General features: G+C 42.4%; 20 protein-coding genes. 16 read left to right on the top strand and 4 right to left on the bottom strand.

Going from position 1 to position 23170, the window contains the following annotated elements; genetic code table 11:
• Positions 1 to 11: 11 nt before the first annotated feature.
• The 3 genes from H9N25_RS00365 to H9N25_RS00360 all read right to left on the bottom strand — a co-directional run bounded on the left by H9N25_RS00365 (position 12) and on the right by H9N25_RS00360 (position 5819).
• Entirely contained in the window at positions 12 to 4388 is a 4377-nt protein-coding gene (locus H9N25_RS00365; RefSeq protein WP_190327556.1) for a CusA/CzcA family heavy metal efflux RND transporter, read from the bottom strand.
• Between the two features lie 116 nt (positions 4389 to 4504).
• Positions 4505 to 4822, bottom strand: a complete 318-nt coding sequence (locus H9N25_RS25370) for a DUF6660 family protein (RefSeq protein WP_169501879.1) — start codon at positions 4820 to 4822, stop codon at positions 4505 to 4507.
• Positions 4823 to 4943: 121 nt separating this feature from the next.
• Positions 4944 to 5819 carry an alpha/beta fold hydrolase gene (locus tag H9N25_RS00360; protein WP_190327555.1) on the bottom strand — a complete coding sequence of 292 codons (876 nt, stop codon included), beginning with the start codon at positions 5817 to 5819 and terminating at the stop codon, positions 4944 to 4946.
• Between the two features lie 398 nt (positions 5820 to 6217).
• Between H9N25_RS00360 and H9N25_RS00355 the strand changes: the two genes are divergently transcribed.
• The 16 genes from H9N25_RS00355 to H9N25_RS00280 all read left to right on the top strand — a co-directional run bounded on the left by H9N25_RS00355 (position 6218) and on the right by H9N25_RS00280 (position 22337).
• On the top strand, positions 6218 to 6469 hold the full coding sequence (locus H9N25_RS00355) for an FUSC family protein (protein ID WP_169501877.1): 252 nt from the start codon (positions 6218 to 6220) through the stop codon (positions 6467 to 6469).
• Positions 6470 to 6556: 87 nt separating this feature from the next.
• Positions 6557 to 7048 carry a cupin domain-containing protein gene (locus H9N25_RS00350; protein WP_169501876.1) on the top strand — a complete coding sequence of 164 codons (492 nt, stop codon included), beginning with the start codon at positions 6557 to 6559 and terminating at the stop codon, positions 7046 to 7048.
• A 452-nt stretch (positions 7049 to 7500) separates the two neighbouring features.
• Positions 7501 to 8721 carry an acyltransferase family protein gene (locus tag H9N25_RS00345; protein WP_167292805.1) on the top strand — a complete coding sequence of 407 codons (1221 nt, stop codon included), beginning with the start codon at positions 7501 to 7503 and terminating at the stop codon, positions 8719 to 8721.
• A 123-nt stretch (positions 8722 to 8844) separates the two neighbouring features.
• A complete protein-coding gene (locus H9N25_RS00340) occupies positions 8845 to 9606 on the top strand; it encodes a polysaccharide biosynthesis/export family protein (RefSeq protein ID WP_167292804.1) in 762 nt (253 codons plus the stop codon).
• Positions 9607 to 9613: 7 nt separating this feature from the next.
• Positions 9614 to 11971, top strand: a complete 2358-nt coding sequence (locus tag H9N25_RS00335; RefSeq protein WP_190327554.1) for a GumC family protein — start codon at positions 9614 to 9616, stop codon at positions 11969 to 11971.
• Positions 11972 to 12037: 66 nt separating this feature from the next.
• Positions 12038 to 13054 carry a flippase gene (locus H9N25_RS00330; RefSeq protein ID WP_190327553.1) on the top strand — a complete coding sequence of 339 codons (1017 nt, stop codon included), beginning with the start codon at positions 12038 to 12040 and terminating at the stop codon, positions 13052 to 13054.
• Positions 13051 to 13311 (top strand): polysaccharide biosynthesis C-terminal domain-containing protein, encoded by a 261-nt coding sequence (locus tag H9N25_RS00325; RefSeq protein WP_190327552.1) that lies wholly within the window; start codon positions 13051 to 13053, stop codon positions 13309 to 13311. Before H9N25_RS00330 ends, H9N25_RS00325 begins: the two co-directional genes overlap by 4 nt.
• The gene (locus tag H9N25_RS00320; RefSeq protein WP_167292801.1) at positions 13298 to 13990 is read left to right on the top strand and encodes an FkbM family methyltransferase; all 693 of its coding nucleotides are present in this window, start codon (positions 13298 to 13300) and stop codon (positions 13988 to 13990) included. Before H9N25_RS00325 ends, H9N25_RS00320 begins: the two co-directional genes overlap by 14 nt.
• A 10-nt stretch (positions 13991 to 14000) precedes the next feature.
• Entirely contained in the window at positions 14001 to 14648 is a 648-nt protein-coding gene (locus H9N25_RS00315) for a class I SAM-dependent methyltransferase (RefSeq protein ID WP_190327551.1), read from the top strand.
• A complete protein-coding gene (locus H9N25_RS00310; RefSeq protein WP_167292799.1) occupies positions 14648 to 15565 on the top strand; it encodes a nucleotide-diphospho-sugar transferase in 918 nt (305 codons plus the stop codon). The genes H9N25_RS00315 and H9N25_RS00310 overlap by 1 nt, the downstream gene beginning before the upstream one ends.
• 1 nt (position 15566) lies before the next feature.
• On the top strand, positions 15567 to 16991 hold the full coding sequence (locus tag H9N25_RS00305) for a hypothetical protein (protein ID WP_190327550.1): 1425 nt from the start codon (positions 15567 to 15569) through the stop codon (positions 16989 to 16991).
• Positions 16975 to 17844 (top strand): FkbM family methyltransferase, encoded by an 870-nt coding sequence (locus H9N25_RS00300; RefSeq protein ID WP_190327549.1) that lies wholly within the window; start codon positions 16975 to 16977, stop codon positions 17842 to 17844. Before H9N25_RS00305 ends, H9N25_RS00300 begins: the two co-directional genes overlap by 17 nt.
• 12 nt (positions 17845 to 17856) lie before the next feature.
• Complete coding sequence (locus H9N25_RS00295) at positions 17857 to 18957, top strand: glycosyltransferase family 4 protein (RefSeq protein ID WP_190327548.1); 1101 nt, start codon at positions 17857 to 17859, stop codon at positions 18955 to 18957.
• Positions 18954 to 19694 carry an FkbM family methyltransferase gene (locus H9N25_RS00290; protein ID WP_190327547.1) on the top strand — a complete coding sequence of 247 codons (741 nt, stop codon included), beginning with the start codon at positions 18954 to 18956 and terminating at the stop codon, positions 19692 to 19694. Before H9N25_RS00295 ends, H9N25_RS00290 begins: the two co-directional genes overlap by 4 nt.
• Positions 19691 to 20887 carry a glycosyltransferase family 4 protein gene (locus tag H9N25_RS00285; protein ID WP_190327546.1) on the top strand — a complete coding sequence of 399 codons (1197 nt, stop codon included), beginning with the start codon at positions 19691 to 19693 and terminating at the stop codon, positions 20885 to 20887. Before H9N25_RS00290 ends, H9N25_RS00285 begins: the two co-directional genes overlap by 4 nt.
• Before the next feature lie 46 nt (positions 20888 to 20933).
• Positions 20934 to 22337: an undecaprenyl-phosphate glucose phosphotransferase gene (locus tag H9N25_RS00280; protein WP_190327545.1), complete on the top strand. Its 1404-nt coding sequence runs from the start codon at positions 20934 to 20936 to the stop codon at positions 22335 to 22337.
• Here H9N25_RS00280 and H9N25_RS00275 read toward each other — a convergent pair.
• Positions 22334 to 23143, bottom strand: coding sequence for an FkbM family methyltransferase (locus tag H9N25_RS00275; RefSeq protein ID WP_190327544.1), 810 nt, complete (start codon positions 23141 to 23143; stop codon positions 22334 to 22336). The genes H9N25_RS00280 and H9N25_RS00275 overlap by 4 nt on opposite strands.
• Positions 23144 to 23170 lie beyond the last annotated feature (27 nt).

Here is a 23170-nt window from a genome sequence, read left to right as displayed (position 1 = left end):
GAGATTTATGCTTAAAATGATTTGTTATTACCGGTCAAAAATTCAATATGGTTGATGCTCTGGCTTAACTGGAGCAGGGCCATCAGGCGCCCCTCGTAAATACCATTTGCTTGTTTAAGGTTCAACAGGTATTCCGAATAGCCTATTTCCCCGTTCTGATAGGCAATGCGGCTGTTTTTTAATATCAGTGCCGCATTGCTTAGGGCCGAAGTAATAAAATAGTCGTAACGTTTCCTGTTTTTCAGGTATTCGCCCAGGGCCTGCTGGTACTGGCCGGTTAGTTTTCGCTGCTGGAGCTCCAGATCGTTCGAGGCAATATCCCTGTTAATCGATGCGGCTTTTGCCTTCGCCGAATAAGCCCGGTAAAATAGCGGAACGGAAAGTCCTACCTGAAAACCCTGGAAACGTTTGTCGCGGCCAAAGAAAACATCATTGCCGTTAACGTTTTGAAAACCGGTTAGCGACTGGTTGAAATAACCAAGGGTAAAATCGGGTAGTGCTTTGGCAAGTTCCACCTTCCGCTGTTTTTCGGCAATCACGATCTGTTGCCTGAAATAGGCAATGGCCGGATTTTCATTTAGAAGCGCCGTATCTCCTATCGAAATTTCAGGCGTTTCCCTTAAAAACTTGTCGGCAATTAGGGGTAGCCCACTCCTACCCAGAAGTGTAGCAAGCTGCGCTTTATAAATTTCGATATCAGCGCTATTCTGATCGAGCAGGTTCTCTACATCCCTGAGCTGTGTTTCGGCGGCTACCTTTTCAAGCAGGTTACCCTCGCCTGTTTTGTATTTTAACGAGGCAGATTTTACAAAACCCTTATAGATGCTGTCTTGCCCGAGCAGCAGTTTTTCTTTCGAATAGAGGTACTGAAGATTGGTGTAGACCGTTTTTACCTGAAAAATGAGTTCGTTTTTACTTGAGGCAACCTGAAGCTGGCCTGCTTTGATACGTTCATCCCCTAATGCCGCATTTGCAGCGAAAAGTGTTGGGAAGGGAATGCTTTGCGAAACGGTAAAATTGTTGTCGTTTTTAACCAGACTATTATACTGCCCGTAAAGCATAGACACTTCCGTTTTGGGCATTTCGAAGGCCCCCTTCCTAAGCTCCTGCTGCAGCCCTACACCTAGGTTAGCCCCACTAATCGCCCTGTTGTTTTCCAATGCCGAAGATACTGCCTGTTTAAGGGTTAACGCCGTTTGGGCCTTAGCAGGCTGCAATCCAAATAAGGTAATAAACATAACGATTATGCCTGCTACCGGAGCAACGCTTACTTTTTTGCGACCCATTTTTTCTACCCAGATATAAAGCACCGGAAGTACCAAAAGCGTCAGCAATGTTGCAGAGATCAAACCACCGATAACAACCGTTGCTAATGGGCGCTGCACTTCAGCCCCGCTTCCGCCAGAGATGGCCATTGGAAGAAAACCCAGAGAGGCTACAAGGGCGGTCATAATCACCGGGCGAAGCCTGACCGAAGTACCTATCTTAATTATTTCGAAAATATTGTTCATTCCTTCTTTTTTTAACCTATTAAATTCACTGATCAGCACGATACCATTCAGCACCGCTACTCCAAAAAGCGCAATAAAGCCGATGCCTGCGGAGATACTAAAGGGCATACACCGTGCCCAGAGGGCAAATACGCCACCAATGGCCGATAATGGAATTGCGGTAAAAATTAAAAGCGCATGTTTAATGGATGAAAAAGTAAGATAAAGCAACAGTAAAATGAGTAATAACGCCAGCGGTACGGCAATCCCCAGTCTTTTGGTGGCTGCCTGCAGGTTCTCGAAAGTGCCACCAAAGGTTGGATAATATCCCGGTGAAAACTTCACCTCTATATCAATCTTCTGCTGGATTTCCTTCACAATACTTTCCACGTCCCTTCCCCTCACATTAAAGCCAACAGTTATCCGCCGCTTTGCATCATCGCGCTGAATCTGGTTTGGCCCTTCCCTGTACTGGATATCAGCCAGTTGCTCCAGCGGAACCTGATTGCCATTGGGTGTTGTTACGAACAGGTTCTTCACATCTTCAAGCGATTGTCTGTTTTCCTTTTCCAGGCGGACAACCATATCGAATCGCTTTTCTCCTTCAAATACAAGGCCAGCCACCTCTCCGGCAAATCCCGAGCGGATAGCCGTATTCACATCCTCAATATTCAATCCGAACTGCGCAATTTTTTCTCTATGAAATTTGATAATCACCTGTGGAAGTCCAGAAGCCTGTTCTACATAAACATCCTGGGCACCTTCGATTTTTCTGGCGATAGCACCGATCTTAGCTGCATAAGTACTCAGCTTCGAAAAATCCTCTCCATAGATCTTGATCACCACATCCTGTCTTGCGCCGGTCATTAATTCATTAAAGCGCATCTGGATGGGCTGCTGGAACCCAAAAGTAACACCAGGAATATACTGTTCCAGCTTGGCCTGCATCTTTCCCGCAAGCTCATCCCTGGTCGAAGCACTTGTCCAGTCACCCTTATCCTTTAGAATAATAATCAGATCACAGGCTTCTACCGGCATGGGATCGGTAGGAATCTCGCTAGACCCAACCTTTCCGATTACCTCTTTTACCTCAGGAAAATTGGCCTTTAATACCTTTGAAGCCCGTGTAGCGGCCTCAATGGTTTGAGAAAGGCTGCTTCCGGTAAGCACCCTGGTTTCTACGGCAAAATCGCCCTCCTCTAGCGTAGGAATAAATTCTGCGCCCAGATAATTGAAAATAATAAGGCAAATGGCAAATAACCCTATTGCAATGCCCACAACGGCCACCCTTGCCCGAAGTGCAAAATTGAGCATTGGGGTATATACCCTTTGAAAAAAGGACATGATCCTGTCTGAGATATTTCTTTTGGTACTGATGGTTTTGTTTAAAAACAGCGCACTCATCATCGGTACATAAGTTAACGACAAGATAAAAGCGCCAAGGATAGCAAAAGCCACTGTTTGGGCCATTGGCCTGAACATCTTGCCTTCTATACCAACCAGTGCCAGAATCGGCAGGTAAACGATGAGGATAATGATTTCGCCGAAAGCGGCACTGTTACGGATCCTGGAAGCAGATTCAAAAATCTCTGCATCCATCTCCTGCTGGCTTAACCTGTTTTTGTTTTTCCGGGTACCCAGATGGTGGAGAGATGCCTCTACAATGATTACTGCCCCGTCTACGATTAGACCAAAGTCTATAGCGCCAAGGCTCATCAGGTTTCCGCTAACACCAAAAAGGTTCATCAGGCATATGGCAAAAAGCATGGCCAGTGGAATAACCGAGGCCACAATCAGTCCGGCGCGGAAATTCCCCAAAAGCAACACTAGTACAAAGATCACAATTAATGCACCTTCTGCCAGGTTTTTGGTTACCGTACCAATGGCACTGTCTACCAGTTTTGTACGGTCCAGAAATGGCTCGATCACCACGCCCTCCGGAAGATTCTTTGCAATCTGATCCATCCGGGTTTTTACGTTTGCAATAACCTTGGAAGAGTTGGCGCCCTTTAGCATCATCACTACCGCCCCTACTACCTCGCCCTGATCGTTTCTGGTCATGGCGCCGTACCTGGTGGCCGCACCGATCCTCACCTCCGCTACATTTCGGATCAACACGGGAATGCTGTTCTCATTAGTCCGTACAACGATGTTCTCAATGTCTGCAATACTGTTGATAAGTCCTTCACTCCTGATAAAATAGGCATTTGGCTTCTTATCGATGTAAGATCCGCCAGTGTTCTGGTTGTTTTTTTCAAGTGCCTTAAAAATATCGCTGATGGATATATCCATGCTCCTGAGCTTGTCGGGATTAAGGGCAATCTCATATTGCTTAAGGTATCCCCCAAAGCTGCTTACATCTGCTATACCCTCTACGCCCAATAGCTGGCGGCGAACAATCCAGTCTTGAATGGTGCGAAGCTCGGTGGCATCATATTTTTTTTCGTATCCTTTTTTGGGATGGATGACGTACTGGTAAATCTCTCCCAGTCCGGTTGTTAACGGCGCAACCTCGGGTATGCCGATCCCTTTAGGAATAGCTCTTTCTACTTCAGCAAGCCTTTCACTTACCTGCTGGCGGGCCCAGTAAATCTCTACACCTTCCTTAAATACCACTGTCACCACCGAAAGGCCGAACCTGCTAAAGGAACGGATTTCCTCTATTCCTGGAATAGTGGCCATGGTCTGTTCTACCGGGTAAGTTACAAAACGTTCAATATCTTCTGCACCGTTGCTTGGTGAGGAAGTAATAATCTGGACCTGGTTATTGGTAATATCGGGAAGGGCATCTATGGGCAGCTGCCTTAGGGAGTATATACCCCAGGCAATCAGTGCCAGCATCATAATTCCCACCAGCAGTTTTTGCCTGATGGAGAATTGTATTATTCTGTTCAACATTTTCGTTTAAATCAAAAATCAATAAATAGCGAGGCATCATTACACCTCATGGTGCAAAATTGAGCATGTAAAAAAGCATGCTTTTCATGGACAAAGCCATGAAAATAAAAAATTGATTAAACGAGTTTAGGTGGTTGCCAGATATCGAGTGGTTGTTTTTTCAATGCAGAGCATTGGAAAACCGGATATGGTTTCCGGAATACCGGTACAATCAGGTCTGTTAACTTTTCGGTTGGAAAGTGCTGACCAACAGAGCAGCAGGCACAGCTGCAGAATGGTGGACAGGATTCTCCGTGCATATGCTCAGCTTTTGATTGATCGCTATGCACAATGCTTTCTGTGTGTGACTTGGAAACCATATCTTCCTTGTCCTGGCAAGGCATAAAGCCCAGAAGGATCAGGTAAACAGAAAAAAGGAATACAAAGTTTTTCACCAGGGCAAATGTAATGATTAAAGTTTTTAATTCATAAAGCCCGTTTTATTTACCCCCTTTTTCTGCTTTGATGGTTAAAAAACCACCTGTTTATTTACTAATTGATAGCCATTAACCGGCCTTACTTTAAAAAATCATTTAGGTAAGCTGATATAGTTTTCGTTTGCATCATTAAGCTTACATGCCCCTGAGCAGGAACAATAGCCAAGTGCGATTTTGGCATCTCCCCCATATCGGCAAATTTGTCGCCGCCCAGCAGCTGGTAGGTTTTGATCAGCTCTATTTTATCCAGGCCATCATTATCACCTGCGATGATTAATACGGGCGAAGTAATTTTCGCAATATTGGCGTCTCCCATATCGAATGGTGTCCCGGCAAAAACAATCATCTTTTCTACAAATTTTGTCCAATTTGTTTTGTCAGGCGCTACCGCATCATAGGCCGTTTTCATAGGCGTATTTGCAAACATTTCAGGTTTCATATTTTTAAATGCACCTGCTATTTCGGGCCTCCAGCCAGTACTTTTATAAGTTGAAGAAATGATTACTAATTTTTTTACGCGTTTAGGGCTTTGTATGGTCAACTTGTAAGCTATAGAGCCACCCATGCTATAGCCTACAACATCGGCACTGTCTACTTTTAAGTGATTCATTACTCCTTCCACATCACTGGCCAGGGTAGACTGGTCTAATTTCCGGTCTGAAAATGGTGTGTGCCCATGGCCCTGCAATTCAACAGCGATCACTTTCCTGGTTTTCGATAATTCGGGTATTAATTGCCCCCAGTTTGTTTCGATGGTCATAAATGCACCGTGTAGTAATACCAACGGTTTACCCTCACCGTATACTTCGTAATAAACTTTAAGACCATTAACCGGTGCATAACCACTCTCGGCAGGTTTAAGCTGTTGTCCTTTCGACTGAGGTGCTGCAAACAGGATGATTGCGAGGAGTAGTACTGATTTAAGCATATTACCCATTTGGAATAAATTTTTCATAACGCTATTTAAATTTAGTTTGAACGATATTAGCGATACAAATATGCAGTTCATTCGCGGCTTTAACACGATGTAAAAACGACAACTTCGGTGGCGGATTGCGACATTGCAACGATAGGTTGTGAGCATTCGTCATACTCAACTTGATTGGGAACCCCATGAGTACTCATCAAAGATAATCGTAATGCAATACGCTTTAAGATTCCCGCTTGCGCGAGAATGACGACCTTTCTGTAGGGGTTGCTTGTTGAAGGACTTGGTTAAACAACCTTTTGATTAAAAGCTCATCGGAAGATGGGCTTTTTTAACTAAACCTGATCTACCGCTTTTAGTAGTTGCCTCTATCGTGTATATTTGAGCATTACCATCAAGTCAATTACGCTCAAAAACCAGGCAAAATGATACAAAAAGAATTAACGGAACTAACAGATGAAGAATTGTTGCATGAAGCAAAAAAAAGGAAATCGGCAGCCATAATCAATGCAATATTAATTGGATTTCTGATCGGTATTGTATTTTTCAGCGTGATGAAAAACAGTTTAGGATTTTTGACCCTCATCCCTTTATTTTTTGCCTATAAGCTGATCAATAACTCGAAATATAACAATCAGGAATTAGAAAATCTTTTGAAAGAAAGAGGGTTGAAATAAAAAATGCTGGCTGATAATCAGATAACAGTGAATGATCTTGGCCAACAGATTGAAAAGTAAAAATATGCAGCGAAAAACCTAAGAAAAATGGGATCTAACATCAAAATCATTAATAAAAATGAAGGCGAATATTTAGGCATAGCAGGAGGCAATTACAGGATTATCATTTCTGGTGAGCAAAGCAATGGTAACTATGCGGTTATTGAAATGACTGTTCCCCCAGGAGGCGGCCCACCACCGCATGCCCACCCCGACACACAGGAAATGTTCCATGTATTGGAAGGAGAAGTGGAGTTTAAAACAGAAAGTGGTAAACAAACCGTTTCAAAAGATGGCTTTGTAAATATTCCTCTTGGTGGAGCCATTCATTGCTTTAAAAATACTTCCGAAAAACCTGCACGATTGCTTTGCACAGTAGTACCCGCCGGACTGGAAAATCTATTTCATGAAATAGGTACGCCTGTTCTTCCTGGGCAAACGCTGCCCATTCCTGAACTAACAGAAGAGCGGAAAGCATTTTTAAAAGAGATGGACTTGAAATACAATCAGCAAACCTACCCCAAGGATTTTCTGGGATAGTATTCTTAATAGTGGCTACCTATTGTCTCAAAAAACGTAATAGAACTGGTTCTTTTTCTCGCGGTTCTAATCAATTATCTGTTGAATCAATATTCCAGAAAACCTCTGCATATGCCCTCGCCGATTCTACCTTCGAAGAATATCCCAAAATCAAAGACTAAGATTTCTCCATCAGATACAAAGTTATTATCAGCGCTGTGCCCCTGCTTTTGAATAACTGGCAATTTATGATGAACCATTAACATTATCTGTTTAATTAGCAAACCATTGTACTTATTTTACAACAACAGAGCACCTTGATGTAAAATATAATTCACACCAACCTCTTTTTATTTTGTTCATTCTATTCATTAACCCACTCAAAATCAAAACTATCAGCTTTATAAATTAAATTGGGTTTGTATAATAAGTTTGAGCATTGCCGATTGTTTTTTTACCATTCAGATCCCTGCATGACTACAAATCAAAGTCCTCCCAAGCATTTTTACACTCTCGATGCCATTAGAGGCCTTGCGGCCATAGTAGTTATTCTATATCACTGGCAATTCTTTTATTATGCAAACGATATCTGGGTAAAGGGTGGCTTTGAGAAAACGGCACTTCCGTTCTATCCTTATCTATCGGCCATCTATAATGACGGTGTAATCGCAGTCGATTTGTTCTTTCTCCTTTCGGGGTTCATTTTTTTCTGGCTGTATGCCGAGCGGATTGCCACCATGAAAATGAACTTCGGTAAATTTATGGTCTTCCGGATGAGCAGGCTCTATCCCATCCACCTGATTACCTTATTATCGATGGCGGCACTCCAATGGCTGATGTTCAAAAATGTAGGTCATTACTTTATTATTCATTATAACGATGGTTATCATTTTATATTGAACCTCCTTTTTATCCAAAGCTGGGGAATTGAGAAAGGTGCCTCTTTTAACGGACCATCATGGTCGGTTTCTGTAGAAGTATTTCTTTATTTAGCATTCTTCGTAATCTGTTACCTGAAACTGCAAAATAAAAAATGGCTGTTATTCTTCCTTATGCCCCTGGGAATATTTTTACAATATTATTTTACCCTTATCGGAAAAGGTATGTACTCTTTCTTTTTAGGCGCACTGGTTTATTACCTCTATGTTTGGATGCTTAAAGAAAACAGGACAAAAAAACACCTGTCGCCTCTGATCATCTTCACCGGATTACTTTGGGTTCTACTCTTTGCCGAGTATTATTTTGGATTCCTTAGAGGTATATTTATAAAGCAGTATCTACATACATTTCCCAACAAAACCCTCGACTCGGCAGAAACAGCTTTTGGACTGGGCAAAAACTTTGTTTTCAGAACGCTAGTGTCGCCTTGCACCATTCTCGTCTTAACACTGTGGGAAACCAGCAAGGGTACGATTAACAAGAAATGGGCATTGCTTGGTAATTGCAGCTATGCCATGTATTTAATCCATTTTTCGCTACAGGTCATTTTCGTACTCATAGTTGATGCTTTTCATATCAACCGTCTGGTACTCCGATCGCCTGTTACTTTACTGATCTTTTTCCTGATTCTTCTGCCACTGAGCCTAATGATCTACTATTATTTCGAGTTGCCTGCCCAAGAAAAAATCAGGGAAAAATTCTATAAAACTAAAAGTTCAAACCTAAGCATAGCTGGGGTTGAAGTAAAAACATAATAAACTTCTGTGGTTGGGAGCCGATTCCAACCTCGGATGGCGTGTAGTGAATAGTTGGCAGTAAAGTTCCCACATTCACAAGCATTTTTACACAATACTGCATTGATAAATTAATTACTAGATATGAAATTAAAATTTAGCTTACCACTGATCCTGGCCTTGCTAATTGTTACGGGATGCGCAAACACCCGGAAACTCACTTACTTTAATGACATTGCGGCGGTTACCGGGACAGATTCCCTTCACCGCATGCAACAACTTAAAATACAGCCTGGTGATATCCTGCAAATCACCATCACCACGCTTGATAAAGAAGTATCACAAATGTTTAACCCCAATGTGGCTGCTTCTGGCCCAGCCTCTGGTAGCGGCCTAGAGCAGGGATACCTGGTAGACAGCGTAGGCATTATAACCTTACCGGTGATCGGGAAAATAAACGTAAAGAATAAAACAACAACAGCCATTAACGACCTGGTATCGCAAGAATTGGATAAAACAGTGCGCAGCACTTACGTATCTACACGGCTGGTAAATTTCAGGGTATCTGTTCTGGGTGATGTGGCCCATCCAGGTTCCTTCCGCATAGGAGCAGAAAGAGCTTCTATACTGGATGTACTGAGCATGGCAGGCGACCTGAACATCACGGCCAAACGGGACGACATTATGATCATCCGCGAAATCAATGGAATCAAAAAGTATACGTCAGTAAACCTGAACGATAGCAAAACACTCTCCTCTGATTATTATTATCTCCGAAATAATGATGTGATTTATGTTAAGCCGGGCCCCGATCGCAAGTTTGCCACATCTAAAACAGTTCAGCTCCTGCCTGCCATCATAGGCGTGATATCATTGATTACCACGATTGTCATTTTAAATAAGTGATCGCCTTATGAATCAGCAAAAAACAACAAATAATAAAAACTCGGTAATAGATCTGAACGATCTCTTTCAGAAGATGCTATTTCACTGGCCCCTATACCTTTTGGTACTGTTGGCTATGGTGGCAGGCGGCATGCTTTACATGAAATACAAGAAACCAATGTACATGTCGAGCGCTAAACTATACCTAAAGGATGAAAAAAAAGGCGGTGGGGAAGAAATGGATGCGCTCAAATCACTATCTCTTTTCAACAGCGGTAAAAATATTGAAAATGAAATGGAGGTGCTGAAATCTCCTATCCTGGTAGAAAAAGTGATTGCAGCTAATGGCTTTAACATCCGGTATTATATAAAAGGAACGGTAAAAAATGAAGAAATATATGGCCGTCCACCACTTACTATCCGCGTACTGAGCGACAGTTCAAAAGTAGGCTCTTATGTTTTTGATGTCACGCGTGAAAACAACCTGCTAAAAATAAAACAGGTAAACACTACTGCCGATACCAGCAGGCAGTTAACCGTCAAACCCGGCGAAGCATTCACCGTGGCGAAAGATAAATTCGTGATCAACTACGCTCCAAAGGCTACCGCTGATCTGGCAAATACATTCCAGATCAAGATAGACTCGGTTGCAGAATGTGCTTATGACAAAATAGAAGAAATAGGCGCGGCGCTTGTGAACCGTGATGCTACCGTAATAATGGTTAGCTACAGCGATCCTGTGCCCGAAAGGGCCGCCAATTTCCTCAATGCTCTGCTCGATGCCTATAATGAATATACCCTTGATGACAAGAACAGGACTGCCTTTAAAACCATTCATTTTCTGGGGGTGCGGATCGATTCGTTAAAAGAAGAACTGGGACTGCTTGAAAAACAGGAAGAAAATTTCAAGATCCAGAGGGGCATCACAGATATTGATGCGAGCTCTAAACTGGCACTTGAACAGGTAAAAGAAGCAGATATCCGGCTCAGTGAAGCCAATATGCAACTTTCAGTTCTTGATCAAGTGGAAAGATATGTAAACAATCCTTCTAGCAATTACCCCTTTGCACCCGTGCTAGGCAATATTGATCAAACATTAACTTCTATGATCAACCGTTATGAGGAAGCGCTGAAAGAAAAGAAACGCTTGTCGCTCTCCCTCAAACCTACCAGCGAAATCCTGAAAAACGTGGAATCGCAGATTGCCGATACCCGGAAAACCATCAGCGATTATATCTCCGGGTACAGACGGAACGCGGGCGTGGTACAAAAAGAAACACAGCGTAAAGTAAACCAGATACAGGGGAAAATAGCCAATATACCGACCTACACAAAAGAATACATCAACATCAAAAGGCAACAGGGCGTAAAGGAAAGCCTGTATCTTTACTTGTTAAAAAAGAAAGAAGAAGCATCAGTTGCCTATGCCAGCAATGTGGTAGACAATAAAGTGATTGCTCCAGCTTTTGTGCCCGAAAAGCCCATTTCTCCAAAAAAAGCCATTGTATTTATTGGCTTTATTGCCGCTGGGCTGGTGCTTGCCAGTGCCTATATTTATTTTAAATATTTCTTAAACCCTAGGGTACTCAATAAAAAAGAAATTGAACAGGTGTTCGATCTCCCTATGATCGCCGAAATTTATCAGCAAGATGACAAGCCACACGACATGTCACTCCATAACAGGTCAATACTGGTAGAACAGGCATTTAACATGCGTACAAACCTAAAATTTCTGCTTACAGGAGTTATCGGTACGCCTACTATCCTGCTCACTTCAAGCGTTTCGGGTGAGGGGAAAACATTCCTGTCGGCCCATCTTGGAAATTCATTAACGGTGGGTGATAAAAAAGTGGTACTGGTTGAACTCGATCTCAGGAACCCTAAGCTTTCACAGTTCTTCGGGCTGGATCATAATGTTGGTGTAACCAATTATATCATCGGCAATAAAACCCTGGAAGAGATTATTAAAAAAATACCAGGTACAGAAGAGCTTTACCTCGTTTCTTCGGGCGCTATTCCGCCCAATCCAATTGAGCTGATTGAAGGAGAGCGTATGACAGACCTGCTGAACCAGCTGAAGGGCCGCTTCGACTATGTAATTATTGATATGTCACCTATCGGCATTGTATCCGATGCTAAAAGCATTTCAAACCTCATAGATTGTGCCCTGTTTGTGGTGCGGTACAATTTCACACTGAAATCTAAACTGTCAGCAGTATCGGAAAACCTGGTGAAAGGCTTCTTCAAAAAAATAGGGATCATCTTTAACGGCATAGAACAGGATACTTTCCATTCCTATTACGATCAGTATTCATACGCAGAAAATAAACAACATAAAGGTACATGGTCATCATTGGTTAAAAAAATAAAACAGCGCATTGTATAAACTATTTGAAAATAGCGGTTGGCTCCTGATTGATAAGCTCAGTAAACTTTTCCGGGCATTATCATTATGGCACTTATTGGCCGGCACCTGGGCCCTGAAGAATTCGGGATATGGAACTATACGCTCGCACTTACCACAATTATAGGAAGTGTGGCCATTCTTGGAATGGACAGGCTCGCTGTAAAAGAAATTATTAATAATGAGCAAAGACAGGGAACTATTGTGGCCACTGTTATTTTAATGAGGATCAGTGTCAGTACAATCTGTATGGTCATCAGCATAGGCATTGTACTATTTGCCCGAAAACATCAGCAGCTTTATTTATACTGTACCATTTTTTCTGCACTGATTATCATCCTGCAATCCTTTGATGTACTTGATTATTTCTACCAGGCAAAAAACCAGGTAAAAAGAGTAATCATCCCAAAAGTGGCCGTATTCATTACTTTCTGTATAGTAAAGCTCGTCATTATATTTCTTGGCGGTACCCTGATGGCATTTCTGTGGGCATCAGTTATCGAATTATTCCTCACCTATCTCATCATTATAATGGTATTTAGTTACCATAATGCCCCAGATTTTACCCTTAAGATCGATCGGTCGCTGGCCAAAGCGCTGCTGTTACAAAGCTGGCCATTGATCCTATCAAACCTGGTGGTAGTATTGTTTATGAAGATAGACCTGGTATTGTTGGACGTGCTTTCTAACCCTGCCGAACTGGGTAAGTATGTAGGTGCTGCGCGGATCTCTGAATTATGGTATGCCATTCCTACGGTGATATCTGTAGCCATACTGCCGGGTCTCATACAAAAGAAAAAGATCAGCCAAAACGCTTACCTGTTGACGTTGGAAAAATGGCTCCGATTATCATTCTGGCTCAGCGCAGCTATTGCTACACTGGTTACACTAACTGCACACCTGATTATTCCGTTCCTGTACGGTGACAGCTATAGGGCTGCTTCCTGGATGCTGATGATACATGTATGGGCAGGTATTCCCGTTTTCTTGTGCATCGTTTTAGTGCAATATCTTTTCGTAGAAGGGAATATAAGATCTATCTGTACGCCAACCTGTATGGTTTGATTGTTAATGTAGCCATTAACATCTTTTTAATACCCGGCTATGGCGGTATTGGTGCGGCAATTGCCACGGTAGCGGCTTACTTTACTGTATTTGGTGTATTGCTATTGCTAGACAAAAGTGGACAGGGTTTTCTGATCACAAAAAAAATGTTCAACCCCATACTGGTGCTTTCAGATATCAAACAGTTAAATAACAGTCTCAGGATTTTTACCAGCAAATTATTCACCAAAAACGTTATGCCAAATGAGCAGCATTAAAAATATAGCATCAAAAATAGTCACCACGCTATTTCCCCGGCTCAGTTACGGTGTGCGTGCTTACAGCTCAGAAGGAGAAGATATGATCTTAAAAAGGATCTTTGATAAAAAGCAACATGGTGTTTATGTAGATGTGGGCGCACATCATCCCTTTAGGGTATCCAATACCTACCTGCTTTACAAGCAGAACTGGACTGGTATCAACATCGATCCTATGCCAGGTTCAATGGCCGTATTTAACAGGCATCGGCCTAAAGATATTAACCTTGAAATGGGCGTATCTGCAGTAAAACAGCAACTCACCTATTTCATATTTAACGAACCTGCTTTAAACACTTTTTCTCCTGAAAAAGTAAAAGAATACTCGCAGGCAGCGAGATACCATGTAATTGCAGAAAAGAAGATCGAAACCTGGCCACTGGCTGATATCCTGGATGAATACCTGGCAAAAGATACGACCATCGACTTTCTCACCATCGATGCCGAAGGGCTCGATTTAGAAGTACTTCGATCTAACAATTGGAACAAATACAAACCGGAGTATGTACTGGCCGAATCGCCTCCCTTCGAGGTATTCCAGCCAGAGAGCAGCGAATTATACCAATTTATGCAACAGATAGGCTATAGCTTGTTTGCCAAAACCTATTACACATACATTTTTAAAAATATGCACACATAACACACATAATATGTCTGGAAGCAAGTTATACGTACAATATGGCAGTGGCCCTTTTTCAGCACCAGATGGCTGGAAAAACTACGATGCATCGCCCACACTCAGGATCCAGCGGATTCCCCTGATTGGGAAATTGCTCGCGCCGGCCATGCATGTATCTTTCCACCCTGGCGTTTTACTGGGCGATATACTGAAAGGCCTTCCAGGCATAGAGGATAACGCTTGCGATGGCATTTACTGTTCGCATGTACTGGAGCATCTGGCCTATAACGACTGCCTTCTGGCGATCAGGAATAGTTTTCGGATGCTGAAGCCCGGCGGTTACTTCAGGTGCGTACTGCCAGATCTTGCTGGTGCTGCAAAGAGATATCTCGAGCAACTCTCAAACAATGACCCTAAAGCCAATACCGCTTTTATGGGAGAAACACTGTTGGGAAAAGAAAAAAGGATCAGGGGGCTGAAACAGCTGATACAGCTGGCCCTAGGTAACCGCGAACACCTGTACATGTGGGACCACCTTTCCTTAACGCATCAGCTTGCTGCCGCAGGGTTTAAAAACATCAGAAATTGTGCGTTTAACGACAGCCCAGATCCCATGTTTAAACTGGTAGAAGAAGAAATTAGATTTAATAATGCCGTTGCATTGGAGGCAACAAAATAATGTTACACACGCCGATCTTACTTCTGGTATTTAACCGTCCCGAACAAGCATTGCTGATATTCGGGCAGATCAGGCTGCAGCAGCCTGAACGATTGTTTATTGCTGCCGATGGTCCCCGGGCCGATCAGCCTGGAGAAGCTGCGCTGTGCGAAACCACCAGAACAACGATCTTAAATGGCATCGACTGGCCTTGTAAGGTAGAAACCCTATTCCGCCCCGATAACCTGGGCTGTGGGAAAGCGGTAAGCACCGCCATCGACTGGTTTTTTAACAATGTAGAAGAAGGCATTATCCTGGAAGATGATTGTTTGCCGAATCCAACCTTCTTCTCTTTCTGTAAGGCGATGTTAGAAAAATACCGATTGAACAAGAATATTATGCATGTTAACGGAAGCAACTACCAGGCGGGCATGCTGAGGGGAAATGGCTCCTACTATTTTTCGCGCTATGCACACGTGTGGGGATGGGCAAGCTGGCGGCGTGCCTGGCGGCATTACGACTTCAGCCTTCAGCGCTACGAGAATGCTTCCAGACAGGGTCTCAACAGCTTCCTGCAGTCAGAACTGCAATCCGTAAACAATGCCCAAACAGATACCTGGGATATCCAATGGTTTATGAGCGTGTGGTTCAATAAGGGATTGGTAATCACGCCCAATATCAGTCTTGTCAAAAATATCGGTTATGGCAAAAACGCTACCCACACCCACTCCGTTCCCGTGTGGTTTAGCAAGATACAATATGGCGAAATAACAGAAATAAAGCACCCCAACAGCTATAACATCGATGAAGAAGCAGACAGGCATAGCCTCAAAACGTTATATAACCCAGGCAAATTTTATATAAGGATCAAAAAAATGGTGCAAAACAATATGTGGCTATTCAACCAGTGCAAACGTATTTACAGATTGATAAATTAATATGGAAACCGGATACAGCAGTCTTCAGAGCAGTAATTTATTCGTGGAATGTTTCAGAGAAAGCATGCCCCTGGTTATTGCCGTAACACTGCTATACCTGTACTATAACAAGCGGATCTCTATTATCGATACGCTACTCTACGCCTTTGCAACAGAAGCCTATACCATGCTTGTAATCGGGCCTACTTTTACAGCTACTTTTTTTGTTGGCATTTATATCTTTGTAGAACAGGCGCATCAGTTATTTACCGGCAAGCAATACATCCGGAAAGAATATCTCTTTTTATTGATATTGCCCCTGCTATCTAGTATTGTGGTATTCCTGATCACACAATTTTACAAAGATCCTTTTAATTATCCTGGTGGCAGGTTGTACGCTTTTTATACCAAGCCCATTTATTTTTACCTCAAAACCTATCTGCCTTTATTTGCCATTGGCGCCAAGATCGTGCAGGAAAGAGGACAGCTTTCATTTGAAAAATTTGCCAATAGCATAAAAAAAATTGCGGTTATATCCTGTATCATAGCCGCAATCCAGATTGTAGTACAGCTCGTTTTCCAGAATGTAGAACTTAGCGAGCTTTTAGGGCTTCAAAGCCGTTACCTAATCATGGAAATCAATGGCCCGCTCGGGGTTCGCGTACAGGCCCTGTTCTCCGAACCTAAAATATTCAGCGCCTTTCTTTCTTTAGCCATTCCCTTTTTCTTGAGAGATCGGAACTACAGGGCGGCCGCGGTAATGTTTGTTGTAGGTATACTCACCTCTTCGCAAACCTTTTGGGTTAATATCATGGCTGGTGGTCTTCTTTTTTTCTGTCTGCCAAAATTGATGTCGGTGAGATGGAAAATAATTGGCACCATGGGCATGATCGTTGGCATTTTCCTCGCCATTGCGGCCTCCAAGGAATATTTCATGAAACAATACCTGGCTAACCGCAACCATCCCGTATATCGGCTGCTACTTGAGAGATCCACTTACCGCTATAATAATGAGATATGGCGCAAAAATAACATTTTCCTAGGGATTCCGCTGCAGCGGGATATGGAACTACCGGTAGTAGATTTTTTGAAGGATGAACCTTATCTCTTTATATCCGGTTACGGAGCTGGAAACAGCACCTTCATTCCTCCGCGTTATTTTTTCGGGCAGATGAGTTATCAAAACCGCGTGGAAGGCATTGGCGGCCAGAACCTAAATATGCGCTGGTTCTTTATTCTGGCAGAATTCGGTGCTGTTTCCCTGTTTTTCTTCTTCCTGATACTAACCAGAACGGCGCAGGAGACTCCACCTTTTCAACGTAGTTATCTGGCATATCTGGCTGTTTGTTTCTTTTTTAGTCAGATCGATCTTTTTTTAGTCATAGTGGCATTACTCTGTGCATATAACGAATCAATAAATGAAAATGGACATGAACAAAGTACATAGTATGCTCTGGGGGATTCGATTCCGGCTGTCTTTATTGTATCACTACCTTTTCAATAAAAAGGTTAGAAGGAGAACGACATGGCATGAAATGCTGTACCACCTGTTTTCACCACGGATGTATAAGGTGGCCAATGAAAAAGCCACCTTGGTAAATAAAGACGAAAAATACTGCTATTACCAGATAACAGGTTATGAGGACTTATTCATTTACCCTGCAACCGCACCGTTTTACAGTTTTGCCATGATCATAACCGAAGCAAGGCCGCAACACTGGCATTACTACGAAATTCCGCAAACAGCAATTGCGCCAGGAGACGTGGTTGTTGATTGTGGCAGTGCAGAAGGTTTTTTTGCCTTTAGACATCAGTACACTGCCGGTCGCATTTATATACTGGAACCTTTGCCCTTGTTTATAGATTCCCTGCAGCAACTTTTCGGACAAAAAGATAACGTGGTGATCCTGCCTGTAGCGGCAGGTGATACCTGCCAAAAGGCATATATCAACATGACCTCCGATGACACTGTCCTAAATGGTACCATTGGTCAGCACAGTGAAAACAGTGAAGCGATTGAAGTAGATGTAGTGACCATCGATAGTCTTTTCGCTGATAAAGGGATTATGATAGATTATCTGAAAGCGGACATTGAAGGATTTGAGGAAGATATGATCAGGGGTGCGATTGAAACCATCCGCACAGGCAAACCGAAAATAGCGATCACCACCTATCATAAAGGACAGGATTATGAAAAACTGATCGCTTTGATTAAAAGCGTGGTACCGGAATACAATTATCTCGTAAAGGGGATTCATTATTTATCTGGCAACCCAGTAATGTTACACATGTGGATATAAAGACAATTTTAGATGCAGGTATTTTTCGACAACAGTGTATTTTCCATTCAGAAAGCCGGCGGTGTATCTGCCTATTGGTATGAACTGCTGTCTGGCATGTGCAACAGCGAGCTTTCAATAGGCTTTTTAAATGCACGGCCAAAATCAGACAATATTTTTGAAAAGAAAATAGACTATAACCGCTTCCATTGTATCCAGGAGAGCAGGATACCCTTAAAGTACCTTCGGTATCTGCCGCTACGTTATACCCTTCCTACTGCTGCCATTTTTCATGGAGGATATCTACGGATATCCCCTCAAAAGGACATACTAAATATCCTTACCGTGCATGATTTTGCCCATGAGCGGAAGTTGGCCTCAAAGTTCCCACGAGGACTGGCAAATACAATGCAAAAGGCATATGGCATCAGACGCGCCGATGGTATCATATGTATCTCAAATAGTACCCGACAAGAACTACTTCACTTTTTTCCTGGCATTAACCCAGCGAAAATAAAAGTGATCCATCATGGCATCGGTAACTTCTACCCGATTAACAAACAGCAACCGGCTAACTGTTCGCTTGACATCGATCTCCGTGAAAAATTTGTCCTATATGTAGGTGCTCGCAGGAATTATAAGAATTTTTTTACGGCAATAAAAACAATAGAGCTGCTGCCCCCATCCTTCAACCTGGTAGTGGTAGGTGGTGAGCTATGGGATAAAAAAGAAATAGGTATGATGAACAAAAAAATACCAGGGCGCTATCGTATTTTCCAAACAATAAGCCAGTCCGATCTCAATATATTATATAATCATGCTTTCTGCCTTCTTTATACTTCCGCTTATGAAGGCTTCGGATTTCCTCTGGGAGAAGCCATGAAAGCTGGTTGTCCTGTAGTAACTACCAATATGACATCGATGCCCGAAGTAGTAGGCAAGGCCGGACTAATGGCCGACAGGCCAGACCCCTTATTGTTTGCTGAAAAGATCAGCGCACTAGAGAATGAAACATTTAAACAACGGCTGATTGCCCAGGGACTGCAACAGGTGCAGCAATTTACATGGAACAAAAGTGTACAAGAAACAATTAATTTTTATAAAGACTGCTGGAACCTCAAATTTTCGACATGAATATGCTTTTTAAAATAACAGATGCTGTAAAAGTATTCCTGGCCTCAGGCAGGAGCCTCGGGGCGCTATCAGAAAAAGGTGCCTCGGTTGCTTCTACGCTGATACTGCACAACTGTAGGCATTACATACCGGTACTAGGTACTATTATAGATGCAGGCGCTAATCAGGGCCAGTTTGCAATAGCTGCAAATCACTTCTACCCTGGCGCACATATACATTCTTTCGAGCCGCTACCTGAAGTATTTTCGATTTTACAACGTAATACAAGCAGGTTAAATAGCATTAGCACTTATAACATGGCTTTGGGCAACTCAAGCGGAACACTTGAATTTTATAGTAATGCTTACTCTCATGCCAGTTCGGCTCTGCATGTATCTGCACTGCAAAAAAACATGCTCCCTAAAACAGCCATTTCCCACCAGATAGAAACACCTGTACAACGATTGGATGACCTGCACCACAAAATACTCTTTACCTCGCCGGTATTACTTAAAATGGATGTACAGGGATTTGAGAAGGAAGTATTAAAAGGTGCAATAAACAGCCTGCCACAAATTGATTACCTGTTATTTGAAACCTCTTTTGTTCAGATGTATGATGGTGAACCTCTGTTTGATGAAATGCATGATTTTGTAAAAGAACTGGGTTTTGAATTCATTGCCCCTGTAGGCTTCCTTCAATCTGAGAAATTACAAATCCTACAAATGGATCTTTTATATAAAAGGAAAAACATATGAAAATTGTAGTTAACGATCACTCAGGCCACGCCTTCACCCTTCAGCTTAGTAAGCAGTTCGCACAAAGCGGGCATCAGGTATTGTATGCTTATTCGGTTTCCTTCCAATCGCCCAAAGGAAACTTTGAAGACCTTCACCATTCAGGATCTGGCCTAAGCATACTGCCCATTACCATTAAAGGTAAATTCGAAAAATATTCTCTTTTAAAAAGACGGAAACAGGAAATTGAATACGCTCAGCAGCTCATCACTACACTGAAAACATTTCAGCCTAACGTGGTGGTAAGCAGTACAACCCCATTATTTGTGCAGCAGCATTTACAAGAATACTGCATCAGGAAGGGAATCAAATTTGTATACTGGTGCCAGGACATATATTCTATTGCCATTCAGCAGATTGCAAAACAGCGACTGGGTTTTATGAGCTTCCCACTATGGTACTACTTCAAAAAACTGGAAGCTGGACTGCTGAGAAAAAGCACACATGTGATCAGTATTACACCGGCCTTTAATGACCTCTTTCAAAAATGGAAGATTGATCCGAAACGAGTAACCTACATCCCCAACTGGGCACCTCTTCCTGAAATAACACTTAAAGGCAAGAACAATGAATGGGCTAACCGGCACCAGGTGGCTGATAAAACCTGTGTAGTTTATTCGGGTACACTTGGATTAAAGCATAATCCATCCATACTATCTGCCGCGGCCGAATATTTCCGCAAACATAAAGAAGTGCTTTTTATTATTATCTCCGAAGGTTTAGGGGCAGATTTTCTGCAAAAAGAAAAAGAGAAAAAGCAGCTGGACAATCTCCTGTTACTTCCCTTTCAGGATTTTCAAGACATGAGCCTAGTATTCGGCACCGCAGACATCCTGCTGGCTATACTAGAAAATGATGCTAGCGCCTACTCAGTGCCTTCGAAAGTACTCGCTTACCTGTGTGCAGAAAAACCGATAGTACTCGCAATGCCCCCAGATAACCTGAGCGCCGCTATTGTAGTAGATAATAAGGTAGGCTATTGTATTACACCGGATAATTTGCAAGGCTTTTTCCAACTGATTGAGAAACTGGTAGCCGACCCCGTGTTACGAAGGAGAATGGGGCGTAATGGCCGTGTATATGCAGAAAAAAATTTCGACATCACACATATTGAAAACCAATTTATGGAAGTGTTCAACACCATCCCAAACTAATTAAGAATAAGCTGTTCCTGTTCATAATCCTCTAATCGCGCATAAAATGAAAACTGGCTCTCCTATTAATTTCTTAGTAAGACTCCTGATAGATCATCTTATATTGCTACTGGCATTTCTGTGCATTTATCATTATATTTTTGGCTTGAGAAGTGTGTTCTTTTCGTTATTCAACCTATTACTGTTTAGTATAAGTATCACCTCATGGACCATTATTGGGATGTCGGTCCATTTATACGAGGAATTTAGAACAAGGTCGTTCGCTTACGAATTTATAGCTATTCTTAAAACTACCTTACTTCATACCTGTTTCTTCACATTCCTGTTCTTCTATTGTTTTAAATACTACCCTTATCCTAGAACCTTTACTTTACTGCATGCTCTTTTAATCTTTATAGGCATTACAGTGATTAAATTCATTGTAAAACAATCACTGCTGCGGCTGAGATCAAATGGTTATAATATAAAAAATGTCCTGATAATAGGTACAGGCGATACCGGAATGAAATTCTATAACACCATTACATCCAACGACCATTTCGGATACAGGTGTGTTGGATTTATAGATGAACAAACCAATCCCCATCTCAACGGGCAGTATCTGGGTAAAATATCTGATCTCCCCAGAATCCTGGAAGATCATGAAATTGACGATGTTATTGTAGCCTTACCTGAAACGCAGAATACAGAAATGGAAAAAATTATTATCGCCAGTGAAAAAGAAGCCAAGCGGGTAAGGATTATAGCAGATTGCCACCGCTTCTGCACTTCAACGGCTAGCATGAATTTATTCGGCACATTTCCACTTTTAACGATCCGTACCTCTCCGCTGGATGATCCGGCCAAACAAAGGTTCAAACGCATTTTTGAACTTTGCCTCACCACCATACTTTTCATTACTGTTTTCTGGTGGCTATTTCCCTTCATTGGCCTGCTCATCAAACTTTCTTCCCCTGGTCCCGTCTTTTTTAAACAGGAGCGGCAGGGCTTAAACAACAAAAAAATAATCTGCTATAAATTCCGCTCGATGATACGCAACAGCGCTACCATAAACACAAACGGACAATATCTTCAGGCCACATTGAACGATTCAAGGGTTACCCCGATAGGAAAGTTCCTTCGGAAAACAAATCTCGACGAGCTTCCTCAATTTTTCAATGTTTTAATAGGAGATATGGCACTGGTAGGGCCACGTCCCCATCCCATTCCATTACACCAGGAATCAAAAAACACCATACAGAATTATATGCTAAGGCATGTAGTGAAGCCAGGAATTACTGGCTGGGCGCAAGTGAACGGCTACAGGGGTGAAACCAAGGTCGAAGGTCAGATGCAGAAACGTGTTGACTTTGATCTGTGGTATATTGAAAATTATAGTATATGGCTAGATTGCCAGATCATTTTCCAGACACTGATGAATATGATCAAAGGAGATAAAAACGCTTATTAGTTATGAAGCTGCTTTAGCGCGACAATATTCTGAAAAGAAAATATTTCATAGTTCGTGCTGTTATACGGTCCCAGCGCTTTCAGCCCATCAGGCAACATCCGATAAAAATCGTATCCAGGTAACACATCCACAATATCCTTGAAAAAGGTTCTGGAGATGATATTCATCTCATTGAATTCCAACTGTATAACTTCCACCATTCCGCCAGCGATGGTTTGCCTGGCTCCTTTTAGCACACTCAGCTCATGACCTTCTGTATCGATCTTTAATAATGCGATCTTCGAAATATCATGTTTCGCTACAAATTCATCAATGGTGGTAAGGGCAATAGCTACTTCCTCGGCTTTCCCCTTATGAAGATGTTCTATTACGCCTTTATACATGCTGGCATGTTCTGATCCGCCATCGCCCTGATAGTCGTAAATAGCAGCCATACTATGTGCTTCCCCTGCTCCCTCTGGCACCGCTGTGAAATTGTACGCCACTGCGACCTCACTTAGTTTACTGAATGCCACCGGGTGTGGCTCAAAAGCAAAGATTGGCTGGGTAACCCCATTCTTTCTCAGCATCACCGAATAGTTACCTATATTGGCACCAATGTCTAGAATCGCCCCTGAATCAAACTTTCTGAGCGCCTTCAAAAACTTAATAAATGCTTTCTCGCCAGACACGGTGTCGTTCTCATAATTCCTAAGACCCAATCCGAACAGACTCAGCTTATACAAAAAAAGATTCGCGGGATAAAAAATCCGCCGTGCAAACAAGAGTACATATACTCTTTTAACAGATTTTCCCAGGGCATTCATACTTCAAATGTTATCATCAGGCTACAA

The sequence above is a fragment of the Pedobacter riviphilus genome, from assembly GCF_014692875.1.
GTDB lineage: Bacteria > Bacteroidota > Bacteroidia > Sphingobacteriales > Sphingobacteriaceae > Pedobacter > Pedobacter riviphilus.
The sequence above is the reverse complement of the archived record's forward strand: the minus strand, read 5'-3'. Positions and strand labels throughout refer to the sequence as shown.